Origin of the sequence: Arthrobacter sp. SLBN-112, assembly GCF_030944625.1 — a bacterium.
Lineage (GTDB): Bacteria > Actinomycetota > Actinomycetes > Actinomycetales > Micrococcaceae > Arthrobacter.
In genome coordinates this window covers 564,108-577,309 of the sequence record NZ_JAUSXY010000001.1, presented here as the reverse complement: position 1 = coordinate 577,309, position 13,202 = coordinate 564,108, and the positions used below count along the sequence as shown (strand labels likewise).

Annotated in this window: 12 protein-coding genes and 1 pseudogene; 6 read left to right on the top strand and 7 right to left on the bottom strand. The window is 66.9% G+C overall.

Annotation, left to right across the window (positions count from 1 at the left end):
• Positions 1-9 precede the first annotated feature (9 nt).
• The 3 genes and pseudogenes from QF050_RS02755 to QF050_RS02745 form a co-directional block, all read right to left on the bottom strand.
• On the bottom strand, positions 10-1,041 hold the full coding sequence (locus QF050_RS02755) for an EAL domain-containing protein (RefSeq protein ID WP_308929045.1): 1,032 nt from the start codon (positions 1,039-1,041) through the stop codon (positions 10-12).
• A gap of 172 nt (positions 1,042-1,213) precedes the next feature.
• Positions 1,214-2,765: pseudogene (locus QF050_RS02750) on the bottom strand (putative bifunctional diguanylate cyclase/phosphodiesterase).
• Between the two features lie 19 nt (positions 2,766-2,784).
• Complete coding sequence (locus QF050_RS02745) at positions 2,785-4,419, bottom strand: ATP-binding protein (protein WP_308929044.1); 1,635 nt, start codon at positions 4,417-4,419, stop codon at positions 2,785-2,787.
• A gap of 208 nt (positions 4,420-4,627) precedes the next feature.
• Here QF050_RS02745 and QF050_RS02740 point away from each other — a divergent pair, with 208 nt between their 5' ends.
• The 4 genes from QF050_RS02740 (at position 4,628) to QF050_RS02725 (ending at position 8,110) form a co-directional block, all read left to right on the top strand.
• Positions 4,628-5,404, top strand: a complete 777-nt coding sequence (locus QF050_RS02740) for a class I SAM-dependent methyltransferase (protein ID WP_308932083.1) — start codon at positions 4,628-4,630, stop codon at positions 5,402-5,404.
• Positions 5,405-5,556: 152 nt separating this feature from the next.
• Entirely contained in the window at positions 5,557-6,021 is a 465-nt protein-coding gene (locus QF050_RS02735; protein WP_308929043.1) for a hypothetical protein, read from the top strand.
• A gap of 68 nt (positions 6,022-6,089) precedes the next feature.
• Positions 6,090-6,899 (top strand): SDR family oxidoreductase, encoded by an 810-nt coding sequence (locus QF050_RS02730; RefSeq protein WP_308929042.1) that lies wholly within the window; start codon positions 6,090-6,092, stop codon positions 6,897-6,899.
• A gap of 86 nt (positions 6,900-6,985) precedes the next feature.
• Positions 6,986-8,110: a glycerate kinase gene (locus QF050_RS02725; protein ID WP_308929041.1), complete on the top strand. Its 1,125-nt coding sequence runs from the start codon at positions 6,986-6,988 to the stop codon at positions 8,108-8,110.
• A 13-nt stretch (positions 8,111-8,123) separates the two neighbouring features.
• On the opposite strand, the gene QF050_RS02720 is transcribed toward QF050_RS02725, so the two are convergent.
• Positions 8,124-8,786 carry a DUF6766 family protein gene (locus tag QF050_RS02720; protein WP_308929040.1) on the bottom strand — a complete coding sequence of 221 codons (663 nt, stop codon included), beginning with the start codon at positions 8,784-8,786 and terminating at the stop codon, positions 8,124-8,126.
• Between the two features lie 3 nt (positions 8,787-8,789).
• Positions 8,790-9,311, bottom strand: a complete 522-nt coding sequence (locus QF050_RS02715) for a DUF6328 family protein (protein WP_308929039.1) — start codon at positions 9,309-9,311, stop codon at positions 8,790-8,792.
• A 141-nt stretch (positions 9,312-9,452) separates the two neighbouring features.
• Between QF050_RS02715 and QF050_RS02710 the strand changes: the two genes are divergently transcribed.
• Entirely contained in the window at positions 9,453-9,809 is a 357-nt protein-coding gene (locus QF050_RS02710; protein WP_308929038.1) for a hypothetical protein, read from the top strand.
• A 217-nt stretch (positions 9,810-10,026) separates the two neighbouring features.
• Positions 10,027-10,896 (top strand): glycosyltransferase family A protein, encoded by an 870-nt coding sequence (locus tag QF050_RS02705; protein WP_308929037.1) that lies wholly within the window; start codon positions 10,027-10,029, stop codon positions 10,894-10,896.
• Positions 10,897-10,983: 87 nt separating this feature from the next.
• Here the strand turns inward: QF050_RS02705 and QF050_RS02700 are convergent, their stop codons facing one another.
• Both QF050_RS02700 and QF050_RS02695 read right to left on the bottom strand, forming a co-directional pair.
• Positions 10,984-11,985, bottom strand: coding sequence for a sugar phosphate isomerase/epimerase (locus QF050_RS02700; protein WP_308929036.1), 1,002 nt, complete (start codon positions 11,983-11,985; stop codon positions 10,984-10,986).
• Positions 11,986-12,011: 26 nt separating this feature from the next.
• Positions 12,012-13,190 carry a Gfo/Idh/MocA family oxidoreductase gene (locus QF050_RS02695; protein ID WP_308929035.1) on the bottom strand — a complete coding sequence of 393 codons (1,179 nt, stop codon included), beginning with the start codon at positions 13,188-13,190 and terminating at the stop codon, positions 12,012-12,014.
• Positions 13,191-13,202 lie beyond the last annotated feature (12 nt).

Below are 13,202 nucleotides of genomic sequence, written 5' to 3'. Positions count from 1 at the left end.
GCGCGCGGGCTACTCGCCGGGACTGGCCAGGTGGCGCTCCAGGCCGTCCACGTCCAGGCGTGTGTTCCAGTTGGCCCAGTCCTCGGGCCGCACGGAGGGCCGGCCCAGCAGGTAACCCTGTCCGGCGCTGATGCCCAGTTCCGTGAGGACCTTGAGTTCGCCCACAGTCTCAATGCCCTCGGCCACCAGGGTGATGCCGATCTGGTCCGTGAAGTCCACCAGGCAGGCAGCCAGGGCGCGCTGGACGCCGTCCTTGTCGACGTCGCCGATCACGTTGCGGCCCACCTTGAGGAAGTCGGGCCGAAGGTGGATCATGCGGCTCAGTGCGCCGGCTCCGGTGTGGGTGTCGTCCACGGCGATCCGGAGGCCCTTCTCCCGCAGCGGATTGATTGCCGAAATGAACTGGAGGTACTCCTCTTCCGGAATGTCTTCCGTCAGTTCGAGCACCACCCGGTCCATGGGGAGCTCGATGTGTTCGAACAGCTCCGGCAGCCGGGGGTCCATGCAGGACGTCGGGGAGATGTTGAGCGACACGTAGAGGGAACCTGGCAGGTTACTGGCAGCCGCTGCGGCCGAGCCAAGGGCGGAGAACTCAAGGTTTGCGCCCAGGCCCACTGCCTCCGCCTCGGCGAACCACAGTTCAGCGGTGGCGCCGTCGTCGCTGACGAAACGCGAGAGCGCCTCGGCGCCCACCACGGTTTTGCCTTCCAGCCCATAAATGGGCTGGAACGCGGTCATCAGCATGTGGTTTTCCAGCAGGGCGCTGATCCGGGACGCGCTGCGGATGGCGTCCAGCTGCTCGGCCAGCTTCGGCGGCAGTGCGGGCGGCGCCAGGCGCCTCTCCCTGACCGATTCAATCGTTTCCGCTGTATTGGCGTCGCTGCTCCGGGCCTCCAGGAGATATTCCAGCAGGGCCCGTTCGGGCACGCCGGGATTCTCATCGAGGCTGTCGCTCAGCCGCTGCCGCACGGCGGCCCCCGCGGGATCCGCATCCGCCAGTACTGCGGCGATAATTCCCCATGCCTGTACACGAACCGACATTAGCTACGCCCCCAGTTGACGAAGTAATGACCCCTTGGCCCATTAATGTTCAATTTCAAAAACGCCTTTAGAGTCCGGTGCTGCTGTGAGACCTGAATTCCGCGGCGACGAAAAACCGGACACCGCACGCTGATCGTATAACGGCGGCCACGAAAGCGCAGTACTTTGCGCACTACTGATTAGCGCTTTCCGCCCGCTCTTTCAATAAAGCAGGGATCTGGTCGGGCGGGACCGGCCGGCCGAAGTAGTAGCCCTGGGCGCTTCGGCAGCCCAGGCCGCGCAGGATTTCCGCCTGCTCCGCGGTTTCCACGCCCTCCCAAACAGCTTCCAGCCCGCAGGCCCGCACCAGTTGCAGGACCGCTGCCACCAGGGCGGGCTGGCTGGGATCGGTCTCCAGGCCGGTGATCAGCGACCGGTCAACCTTGACCCGGTCCACCGGCAGCCGGCGGAGGTAGCTGATGGACGAGTAGCCGGTGCCAAAGTCGTCAATTTCAATGCCCACACCCAGGCCGCGCAGGCCGCCCAGCGAGTACCGGTCCAGCTCGTTGCCCTTAACGATGGCCACTTCCGTCAGTTCCAGGACCACTTGCTCGGGCCGGACGCCGGTTTCCTTCAGAACGTTGCGGACGTCCTCGATGAACTGCAGGCTTTGGAGGTCGGTGGCGGAGATGTTGATCCGCACGGAGAAGACGCTGTCCACCAGCGAGGCGTCGATCCATTTCCGCAGCTGCCATACGGCGGTCCGGAGCACCCAGAGGCCCAGCTCGGAGATCAGTCCCGCCTCCTCCGCCAGCGGGATGAACTCGTCCGGCATGATGAAGCCGCGGGTGGGATGGTTCCAGCGGACCAGCGCCTCCATGCCCTCGACCCGTCCGGTGTCCAGCTCCACCACCGGCTGGTAGTAGAGGGTCAGCGCGTCTTCCTTAATGGCTGCCCTGAGGTCATCCACCAGCTGGCTGCGGAGCCGCCGCATCAGCAGCAGCGCGGGTTCGAAGCGGTGCAGCTTGTTCTGGCCCTCAGCCTTGGAAGCGTACATGGCCACGTCCGCCTCCATCAGCATGTCCTCGGGGCTTTGGTCTTCGCTGCCGACGCTGAGCCCGATGCTTGCACCGCACCGCACGCTGTGGCCGGGGACTTCGATGGGTTCGCTGAGCGCTGCCAGGATGCGGTGCGCCACGATGGCGGCCTGGTCCGGCGACGCCAAGGGCATCACTATCGCGAATTCGTCGCCGCCCAAGCGGGCAACGACGTCGGAAACGCGCACCGCGCCATCGGAGCCGTTCGCCCACGGTTACCAGGACCTGGTCGCCGGCGGTGTGCCCAAGGCTGTCATTGATGGATTTGAACGCGTCCAGGTCCATCAGCAAGATGGCCGGGCTCTCCTCGGCTGGTTCCGGACCTCTTCCGCCGGCGGCCTGCAGTGCGGTCCGGAGGGCTTCAATGAGTGCGGACCGGTTGGCCAGGCCCGTCAGGGGGTCCTGCATGGCCATCTTCTGCATTTCCAGGTGGGCCTCGTGCAGGAGCTGGGTCCGGACCTGTACCCGCTGTTCGAGTTCCTGGTAGATGATCTGCAGGTCCTCGGCCAGCAGGTTGGTGCCCATGATGATGGCATCGAGTTCGTCCCGGGCGGGGGAGACCTCAATGCGGGAGTTGAGGTCGCCGGAAGCGAGCCGGACAATGCCTTCGAGCAGCTGGGAAAGCCGGGGGTCGTCGTCGGCAAACATCGCCAGTCCTCCTTCCCGCTTAGTTGACCTGGGCGTGGTCAGTGCCAACGGGGAGGCTGACAGTCACGGTGGTGCCGGCGCCCAGGGTGGAGGCCACATCGATTCTGCCGCCGTGGCGGTCCACAATGTCCTTGGAGATGGCCAGGCCCAGGCCCGTTCCCGGGATGGCCCCGTTCATGGCGTTGGAAGCCCGGTAGAAGCGGGTGAACACATGGTTGATCTCGTCGCTGGAAATGCCGATTCCGGTATCGGCGATCCGGACTGTGGCCCACTTTGATCCGTCGGCACCGGCGTGGGACTCGCTGCCCACCTCGATCCGTCCGCCGCTGGGGGTGAACTTGATGGCGTTGGACACCAGGTTGGTGAAGACCTGCTGCAGCTGCACCTCGTCGGCGAGGATCTCGGGATCCTCCGGAACAGGGTCGACGTCGATGGTGACGTTCTGCAGGGTGGCCAGCGGACGCAGGGCCGCGGCCACCAGGTCAAGGGTCTGCCCCAGGCGCACCGGTGCCAGGTGCATCATGGTGTCATCCAGGCCGCCGCGCGAGACGCTGAGCATATCCTCGATGAGCGTGCGCAGCCGTTCTGTGTTGCGGACCACGATGTCCAGCATTTGGTGGACTTCCTTGGACACCGGGTGCTCGGTGCTTTCCTGGATCATGTCCAGGTACGCCATGATCGAGGTCAGCGGCGTCCTCAGCTCGTGGTTTACCGTGGCCAGGAAGTCTGTTTTTGCCTTGTCGAGTTCGCGCAGTTGCTTGACCACCTGCTGCTGGCTGTTGATCAGGTGGCTTTGGATGAGCCCGTACGCGGCGTTGCCCGCCACGTGCTGGATCAGCCCCAGTTCGGCGCTGGACCAGGTCCTGGGCCGCTCCATCATGGCGATCCAGATGATGCCCAGGGACGAATTCCCTTCACCAATGGGGACCGCCAAGGTGGAGGCGGCCCCGGCGACGGCAGGCGCGTGGGCATGCGCATCAGCCTCGCTTCCGTCGGCAGACATAGTTTCCGTGCCCGCCCAGAGCGCATCCGCCGTGGCGCGGGCTTCATCCTCGCCGGGCAGTTCATCGGGGTGCAGCTCCACCAGGCCGCGCCGGCGCCAGGTGGCCGTGATCACCGGGACCCGGTGGTCCTCGAAGGTGGCCAGGACAACGTAGTCGGCCTTGAAGGTCCGGCCGAATCCGGCTACAACGTGGTTGGCAATCTCCTGTGGATTGTTGGTGGCACGTACTGCCGCGGAGACTTCACGGAGCTGCTCGCGGAGGGCCTCGGCCTCCTGCCGTGAGGCGCGGCGGCGGGATACCTGCTCGATAAGGACCGACGCGCGGTGGACCAGTTCCTGTGGTGCGGGCGGCTTGGTAATGCAATCGTGGACGCCGGAAGGATCCGCTGCCGCGATATCCGCGGGGTCGTCCAGGTCCACCATCGCCAGGACCGGGGCCGTCGTCCGGACCGCTGACAGGGGCGCGTCCGCGATGATGACGGAGGGTTCGAATTCGTCCAGCAGCCGGGCGAGCCCATCGGCGTCGGCGGCTTCAAGGACGGTGTAGCCGGCCCTCCGCAGGGCGTGCGCGTTGAGGGCCAGCCGTCCGGCGTCGGAATCGGCGACGATGGCGGTGCGGGGCGGGCGCGCGTCACTCGGCACAGCCGTCACAGTGCCCCCTTCCTCCCAGTTGAGTACATTGTAGGGGGATGCGCGGCGTCAGTGGCCACTACAGCCTTCCCGCACCCCAACGGCCCGCCGCATGGACGGGGCGCGCCGTAATGTAGCGGAAGGTGCGCCACCTGCGGGGGCGGGAACATATATTTGAGCCGTGTCATCCCGAACTAACCCAACGTCGTCCGCCTGGCGGAAGTACCTGATGATCCCCAAGCTCGTCAGGTTGTCGCGGAGCGCTCCGAAGGACCGGCACAAGGCGTGGGACCAGTATTGGGCCGGCATCACCGCCACGGGCTCGGGCGGTGAGGTCCTGTGGGATTCGGGCAGTGACCACGAATTCCTCGGCTACAAGGACAACCTGCTGCGGTACCTGGACCCGGCCCGCCCCGTGGTGGACGCCGGTTGTGGCCACGGCAGCTTTACCCGGGCGCTCGCCGGGGTCTTCCCGCGGGTTGTTGGCGTGGATGTCTCGCCGCACGCGGTGGACATGGCGCGGCGGCAGTCCGAAGGAAGCGCCAACCCCATTTTTGAAGCACGCGATATGACTGCATCAGGTGCCGGCGCTGCCCTCGCCGAGTCCATCCACGCGGGCGTTGATGGTGCCAATGTCTTCATCCGCGGAGTCCTGCACGTCCTGGATCGCACCCATCAAAAGGCGCTCGTGGAAAACCTGCGGACCCTGGCCGGCAGCGGCGGCACCGTCTTCATGGCGGAAACCAATTTCCATGGGAATCCGGTGGAGTACGTGACCCACCTGGGCGCCACCGCCCGCGGCATTCCGGCGCCGCTGGAACTGGCCATCCGCGGGCTGCCGATGCCCGGGCACTTCGGCCCCGAAGAACGCGAACGGGCCTTCCCGACGTCGGACTGGGAACTCCTGGAGGACGGTCACGTTGCCATCGAAACCAACCCCGCGTCGGGCGTCCCCGGACAGGACCGGGTGCCCGGATACTACGCTGTGGTCCGTCCGCGGCGGTAGCAAATCCCTGCTTTTTCCGCATGTTGCCGCAGGCTTGCCCGCATCCCCGCAAGCCATCCACACGGTACCCGCTCGGGTCCTTGACAGGGAGCGGATACGGAGGCTCCATGGTAAGTAGACTTATCAATTGGGCCTCAGGAAAGGAAGCAGCTGTGGCAGGGGACAAAGGCAACAGCACCCGTAAATTCATTCCGTCCGGGGCGCTCCGCCGGCTGTTGCTGCCCCCCACCTATGGGCGGCACGTCACCCCGGCCACCGAATTCACCATCCTGTCCGTGGAGGTGTGGGCATCCGGGCTCGTGGTCAACATCCACCTCCCCTCGGACAGTGTCCCCGAGCCCCGGCTCACGCTCCAGGACCACTTCGGAACCGAGTACACCTTGCAGGATTCGGCCACCATCGGTACCCGCAACCTGCAGGTGTTTACCCCGTCGGTGCCCCCTGGCACCAGAAGCCTGACCGTCAGGTCCGCGGACGACGACGGCCGGCCCGTAGTGACGTTCGCGGTGCCGTTGATGGCAGTACCGGATGCCCTGCCCGGCCTTGAGGAAGGAGCGCATGGGCGCTCGGTCGCCGCCGACGGGCCCTACGAGCCCGAACTCCGCCGGCCTGCTTGATCGCCGTCCCGCCTTAACGGCGCTCCGCCTGACCTGCCGCTCCGCCTGACCCCGAAGAAAGGCCCGCCATGCCGGACACCAGCAATTTCACGCCCACCGCTGCAATCGTTACTGCCTCCGACTCCGGGATTGGCAAGGCCACCGCGGTGGCGCTCGCCCGCGCCGGGATGGATGTTGGCGTCACCTGGCATACGGACAAGGCGGGTGCGGAGGGTACTGCCGAGGAAATCCGAAGCCTCGGGCAAAAGGCTGTGGTCCGGCACCTGGACACCACGGAACTCGGGGCCGCCGCCGGCGTCATAGACGACCTCGCCGGGGAGCTGGGCGGCCTGGACGTCTTCGTGAACAATGCCGGCGCCGGGGCAAATACCAAGTTCCTTGACATGGGGATTGACGACTGGATGCGGATCCTGGACACCAACCTCAATGGCGCCTTCGTCTGCCTGCAGGCAGCGGCCCGGCGAATGGTCAAGGCCGGCAGCGGCGGCCGCCTGATTGCCGTGTCCAGCGTCCATGAGTTCCAGCCCCGCGTTGGCTCCTCCGCCTACGACGCGTCCAAGCACGGCCTGGGCGGCTTGATGAAGACGTTGGCTTTGGAGCTGGGCCAGTACGGCATCACGGCCAATACGGTGGCCCCCGGCGAGATCGCCACGCCCATGACGGGGCAGGAGGATCGGGATCCGACGACGATCAGGCGGCCCGGCGTGCCGCTCGGCAGGCCCGGGCATGCGCGGGAGATCGCCGACGTCATTGCGTTCCTCGCCTCGCCTGCCTCCAGCTACGTGACCGGCGCGGCCTGGGTGGTGGACGGCGGAATGCTGCAGATGGGCCCGCAGGCCGGTTCCCACCTCACCGGCAACGACTGGCGGGACGGGTAGGCGCCAGAGCCCTGCCTCCGCGCCGGCGCGTCCGTATTACGGGAGCGGCAAGCGCTTTCCTCGGTCTAGCTGGCAAGATGGAGCGCATGCGCATTCTTATTGCTCCGGACAAGTTCAAGGGGTCCCTCACGGCGGCAGAAGCGGCCGCCGCCATCGCCGAAGGGGCACTGCGCGTGTATCCGGACGCCGTGGCCACCCAATTCCCCATCGCCGACGGCGGGGAGGGGACCTTGGAAGCCGCCGTGGCGGCCGGGTATGAAGAGCGGCTTAATGCCGTGGTGGGACCGATCCTGGCCCCCGTTGGCGCCGCCTGGGCCATCCACAAAGCTGCTGGCGGCAAGGTCACGGCAGTGATCGAGACGGCACAGGCGTCCGGACTGGCCGACATGGAACCGACCCCGGCAAACGCTGCGCGGGCCCACAGCTACGGCTGCGGCCAGCTCATCGCCGCCGCCCTGGACGCAGGCGCAACCGAGATCGTGCTGGGCCTGGGCGGTTCTGCAATGACCGACGGCGGGAGCGGCGCCCTCCGCGCCCTGGGATTGAAGCCCCTTGATGCTGCCGGCAATGTGGTGCCCCTCGGCGGCGGCTCCCTGGCCGACGTCGTCTCGCTGGACACGTCCGGGCTGGACCCGAGACTCGCCGCCACCACCTTCCGGATCGCCGTGGACGTCCGCAACCCGCTCTATGGCCCGTCCGGTGCCGCCCACGTCTTCGGCCCCCAGAAAGGTGCGGACCAGGACGCCGCGGAACTGCTCGACGCCGGCCTGCGCAACTGGGCGTCAATCCTTCGGGAAGTGACGGGCCGGGACGTCAACGTCCCCGGCGCCGGCGCCGCCGGTGGCTTCCCGGCGTCGTTCCTTGCCTTCACCAACGCCACGCTGGAAGGCGGCTTCGCGCTGGTGGCCGGCCTGACCGGCCTGGCCGGCCAGCTGGACAGCGCGGACCTGGTGATCACCGGTGAAGGGTCCATGGACTCGCAGTCGCTGACCGGCAAAGCGCCCATTGCGCTCGCGGATGCAGCCCGGGAGCGGGGGATTCCGGTGATCGTGGTGGCCGGCCGGATCCTGGTGACCCTCGAAGACCTCGCCGGCCACGGCGTGGTTGCCGCGGCGCAGTTGCTCGATGTCGCCTCGGGCCCGGACGACGCCGTCGCCAACGCCGGCAAGTACCTCACCTGGGCAACAAGCCAGGTACTCGAGGGCGCCTGACCGGACCAGGGCGTCAGGCCCCTGTCTCGTAATGCGGTTCTGCGACGGGCTTCGACTCCGGGGACCCCTTCTCGCGGAGATAGACCGACGCGCCCACCAGGACTCCGACAGCCAGGAACTCGCTTTGCCAGTTCTGGAAGGACTCAAACCAGAAGCGGCTGGTACCCAGATACTGCAGGAAGGTGATGGCGGGCTGGCCGTGGCTTTGCTGGTCCTGGTTGTAATCGGCCACGCCGCCGGCGGCATGCAGTGTGAACGAGGCAAGGAAGAGTCCGAACAACAGGATCGACAGGGAGTGTTCGTACAGCTTGAGGACGGCTCCGCCGCGCCGCACCGGCCATGGTGACGCTTTGCTGATCGTGGCGTGCTCCGGGTCTTCGTCCTGGGGCGACTTCCTCCCCATCGGCTTCGACTCAGAGGAGCCCTTCTGGAACAGGAACACGGTCAGGACCACATACATGGCCATTTGCAGGAACTCCGATTCCCAGTTCTCGAAGGTGGCCTCCACGAAGGCTCCGGTGCCCAGGAACTGCAGGACTGAGGCGGCCGGCTGGCCATGGGCCTGCTGGTCCTCGCTGTAGGACGCGGCCCCGGAGAGGACCATTCCCACGAAGAACACCAGGAAGCAACCCAGGTTGGCCAGCAGCAGTCCGTGTTCTTTAGCCCACTTGCGCATTTGCTACTCCTTGCCGGGGAGGGGCGCGGAGGCCTTCCCCGAGGCCTGTTTGTTGAGTCGGAGCGGAACGAACACCAGCAGCACCACCATGACTCCCAGCAAGGCTCCGCCTGCGGTAACTCCGGCCGAACGGCCGGCTGCTACGTCGAAGACGAGGGCGGCGGTTCCGGCGCTGAGCAGGGCGATGCCGCCAAGGGCGATTTTGGTGATGGTGTCCGCGCTGGACACCAGTGTTTCCTTCAGCCGCTTCCGGAAGAGCCTGCGGTGCACGCTGACCGGGAGGAGGATGAAGGCGGTGGTCAGGGCGGCGACCACGACATTGGCCAAGTAGAGGCCCACCTCCCAGCCGTCCAACTTTTCAAAGCGCTGCTGGAACGGCAGCGTCAGCAGGAAGCCGGCCAGGATCTGCACCCCGGTCTGGAGCACGCGAAGCTCCTGCAGGAGTTCCGCCCAGTTGCGGTCAAGCTGTTCCTCGCGGGTCTCATTGCGTCCCGTCCGGCCCGTGTAGTCCTCTACGTCGGACACCGGCCCTCCTTCCTCGCGGGCCAAGGCCCAGGTCTTCTTTCTACTCCTCCCATACCCAGAAACAAGGCTGCCCGTTGCACTTGCACCCATATTTGATAAGTTTGCTGATAATTACCCGCAGTTGGCACAACAGGAGGAAGCATGACGCAGGAAAACCAGCAGGCTGAACCCGAGACGGCCCCGGGCGGCTACGGCACCCCCACTGCCGAGCAGGAGGCGGCCGGCACGCAGGGCCAGGAGTCCGGTGGCGGCACGTCGTCCGCGGGTGCAGACACCAACGAGCCGCAGCAGGGGTCGGGCAAGGAACCCGTCCCCCACGACATGGATCTCCCGTCCAGCGCCGCCGAGATCGATGAGTCGAATGACGATTCCCAGGGGTCGGCGCCGGTTTCATCGGAATCCGGCCAGGAAGCCACCGGCCTCCCGGACGGCAGCGGAAACGACCTCCCGCAGGAGAAATCGCCCAATGACGACGACGAGAGCTTCGACGCCGGATAAGGCGCCGTGAGCCGCTGGCCCCCGATTCCGCTGCCCTCCCGGCGGCGGAAGCGGGGGCCTTTATCGTTCCCCCGGGCGCGCCCCGTGCACCTGCGCCGCGGGTGAATACATCGCAACCGACTGGGTACGGAACACGCGCAACCCAATGTGCCGGCGTGAGCAGCACCCTCGATGTGGCCCGCCGGTGCCAGCCATTCTCACGCCAGGAAGGTGGACCATGGGCCGGAGATCTTCGGAACAGTGGGCACGCCCCCAGCCAAGCCCGGACAAGATGGCGGTGGACGTCCTCGTGCCCACCTGCAACCGGCCGGCCGAGCTGGCCGTCTCCCTCGCCGGACTTGCCGCCCAGTCCGAACAGGCCTTCGCTGTCGTCATCAGCGACCAATCGGCCGGCCAGCCTGCCTGGGAACACCCGGCTGCCGCGGCGATGGTGCGGGTGCTGGAGGCGCAGGGCCGGCCCGTCAGGCTGCTCCGGCACCTGCCGCGGCGCGGGCTGGCGGAACACCGCCAGTTCCTGCTGGACCAGTCCACCGCGGAGCGGTGCCTCTTCCTGGACGACGACGTCTGGCTGGAGCCGGGTGCCCTGGAGCTGCTGAGCCAAGCCCTTGACGAGCTGCGGTGCGGTTTTGTGGGGATGGCGCCGCAGGGACTGTCCTTCCTCGCTGACCGCAGGCCCGAACAGGCATCCACCTTCGAGGTCTGGGATGGCCCGGTAACCCCCGAGCGGATCCGTCCGGGTGACCCGGGCTTCGAGCGGTGGCCCCTGCACAGTGCTGCCAACGTCACCCATCTCAGCGCCGAACTGCAGCTCCAGCCCGGCCAGTGGGTGCCGTACCATGTGGCCTGGCTGGGCGGCTGCGTACTGTACCGCCGGGAGGCCTTGGACGACGCCGGCGGGTTCCGTTTCTGGAGCAGTCTCCCTGCCGAGCATGCCGGCGAGGATGTCGTGGCGCAGTGGCAGGTCATGGAACGCTACGGCGGGGCGGGCATCCTGCCTTCCGGAGCGGTCCACTTGGAATCGCCTACCACTGTAACGGACCGGCGTGTGGAGGCGTATGACGTTGTTCTGAGGGAGGACTCCGTCTGAACACGCAGGAGCGTTGCCCGGCCTGTAGCGTGCGGTTCATTGTGGCCATGAACCGTCGCCGGGCCTTCTGCCTTCCTGCATGCGGCGTCAGTCGTTGCTGCTGAAGGCGGCGTCGAAGCTGGTTTGGGAGGCGGGGAAGTCGTATTTTTTGAGGTTGGCGAGGGCTTCGGGGGCGCCGTGGAGGCGGTCCATGCCGGCGTCTTCCCATTCGATGCTGATGGGGCCGTTGTAGCCGATCGCCGCGAGGGCGCGGAAGGAGGCTTCCCAGGGGACGTCGCCGCGTCCGGCGGAGACGAAGTCCCAGCCGCGGCGGGGGTCGCCCCAGGGCAGGTGGGAGCCCAGGACGGTGTTGCGTCCGGTCTGGCGGATCTTGGTGTCTTTGCAGTCCACGTGGTAGATCCGGTCTTTGAAGTCCCAGATGAAGGAGACGGGGTCGATGCCCTGCCACATCATGTGGGACGGGTCCCAGTTCAGGCCGAACGCTTCGCGGTGGCCGATCGCTTCGAGGGTGCGGACGGTGGTCCAGTAGTCGTAGGCGATCTCTGAGGGGTGGACTTCGTGGGCGAAGCGGACGCCTTGTTCGTCGAAGACGTCCAGGATGGGGTTCCAGCGGTCCGCGAAGTCCTGGTAGCCGGCGTCGATGACTTGTTCGGGGACGGGTGGGAACATGGCGACGTATTGCCAGATGGCGGAGCCGGTGAAGCCGACGACGGTGTCCACGCCGAGGGCTTTGGCGAGGCGGGCGGTGTGTTGCATTTCCTCGGCGGCGCGGGTGCGGACGCCTTCGGGGTCGCCGTCGCCCCAGACCTTGGATCCGACGATGGCCTGGTGGCGGAAGTCGATGGGGTCATCGCAGACGGCCTGGCCCTTGAGGTGGTTGGAGATGGCCCAGACCTTGAGGTTGTACTTCTCCAGGATTTCGAGTTTGGAGTCGACGTAGCCGGGTTCGTCCCAGCGCCAGGCGTCCAGGTGGTCCCCGGAGACGGCGATTTCCAGGCCGTCATATCCCCAGCCGGAGGCCAGGCGCGCGACTTCTTCGAAGGGCAGGTCGGCCCACTGGCCGGTGAACAGGGTAAACGGGCGGGGCATGCAGGGCTCCTTGGAAGATAAGGGCGCTAGTGGCGCACGACGGTGAGGGTGCTTTTGTTGGCTGCGGATTCCTCCACGGCGTCCAGGACGTACTGGACGTTCAGTCCTTCTTCGAACGACGGCGACGGCGCGGACCCGCTATCGACGGCCAGAAGGAAGTCCCGGACCTGGTGGGTGAAGGTGTGTTCCCAGCCGATGATGTGGCCTTGCGGCCACCACGCTTCGAGGTAGGGGTGTTCGGGTTCGTTGACCAGGATGCGGCGGAACCCCTGTTCACGGACCGGTGCGGTGGCGTCCAGGAAGCCGAGTTCGTTGAGGTTTTCCAGGTCGAACAGGAGGCTTCCCTTCTCGCCGTACACCTCGATCTGGAGGGAATTCTTCCGTCCAGTGGCCACCCGGGACACCTCCACTGAGGCTACCGCCCCGGAGGTGAGGGACAGCGTGGCCCAGGCGGCGTCGTCGACCGTTACTTCCTCGGTGCCGCCGGTGCCGGGGCGGCGGTCCACGAAGGTGTGCAGCCGGCCGCTGACCTCGCTGACTTGGTCGCCCAGGAGGAAGAGAATCTGGTCGATGGCGTGGGAGGCGATGTCGCCGAGGGCGCCGGAGCCTGCGGTTTCCTTGCGGAGGCGCCAGGTCATGGGGGCCTGGGCGTCGGCGAGCCAGTCCTGGAGGTAGGCTGCGCGGACGTGCCGGACGGTGCCAAGGCGGCCCTCGGCGATCAGTTCCCTGGCCAGGGCCAGGGCCGGGACGCGCCGGTAATTGAAGCCGATCATCGACTGCACCCCCCGGGCGCGGGCCTTGGCGGCCGCTGCGGTCATGAGTTCGGCCTCGGCCAACGTGTTGGCCAGCGGCTTCTCCACCAGCACGTGCTTGCCTGCCTCCAGCGCTGCGATGGCGATCTCGGCATGCATCCAGCCCGGCGCGCAGATGTCCACGATGTCGATGTCATCCCGGGTGATCACGGTGCGCCAGTCCGTAGCCGACTCGGCCCAACCGTACCTGGCGGCTGCCTCTGCCACGGCGCCGGCGTCCCGGCCCACGAGGACCTTTTGCTCGAAGGCCGGGACGTCGAAGAAGCTGGCCACGTTCCGCCAGGCGTTGGAGTGGGCCTTGCCCATGAAGGCGTAGCCGATGGCGGCCACGCCCAAGGGGCGGGAGGCCTGACGGGAAGGCGTGGAAACGGAAGGGTGTGCGGGTGTGCTCATGATGCGTTCCTG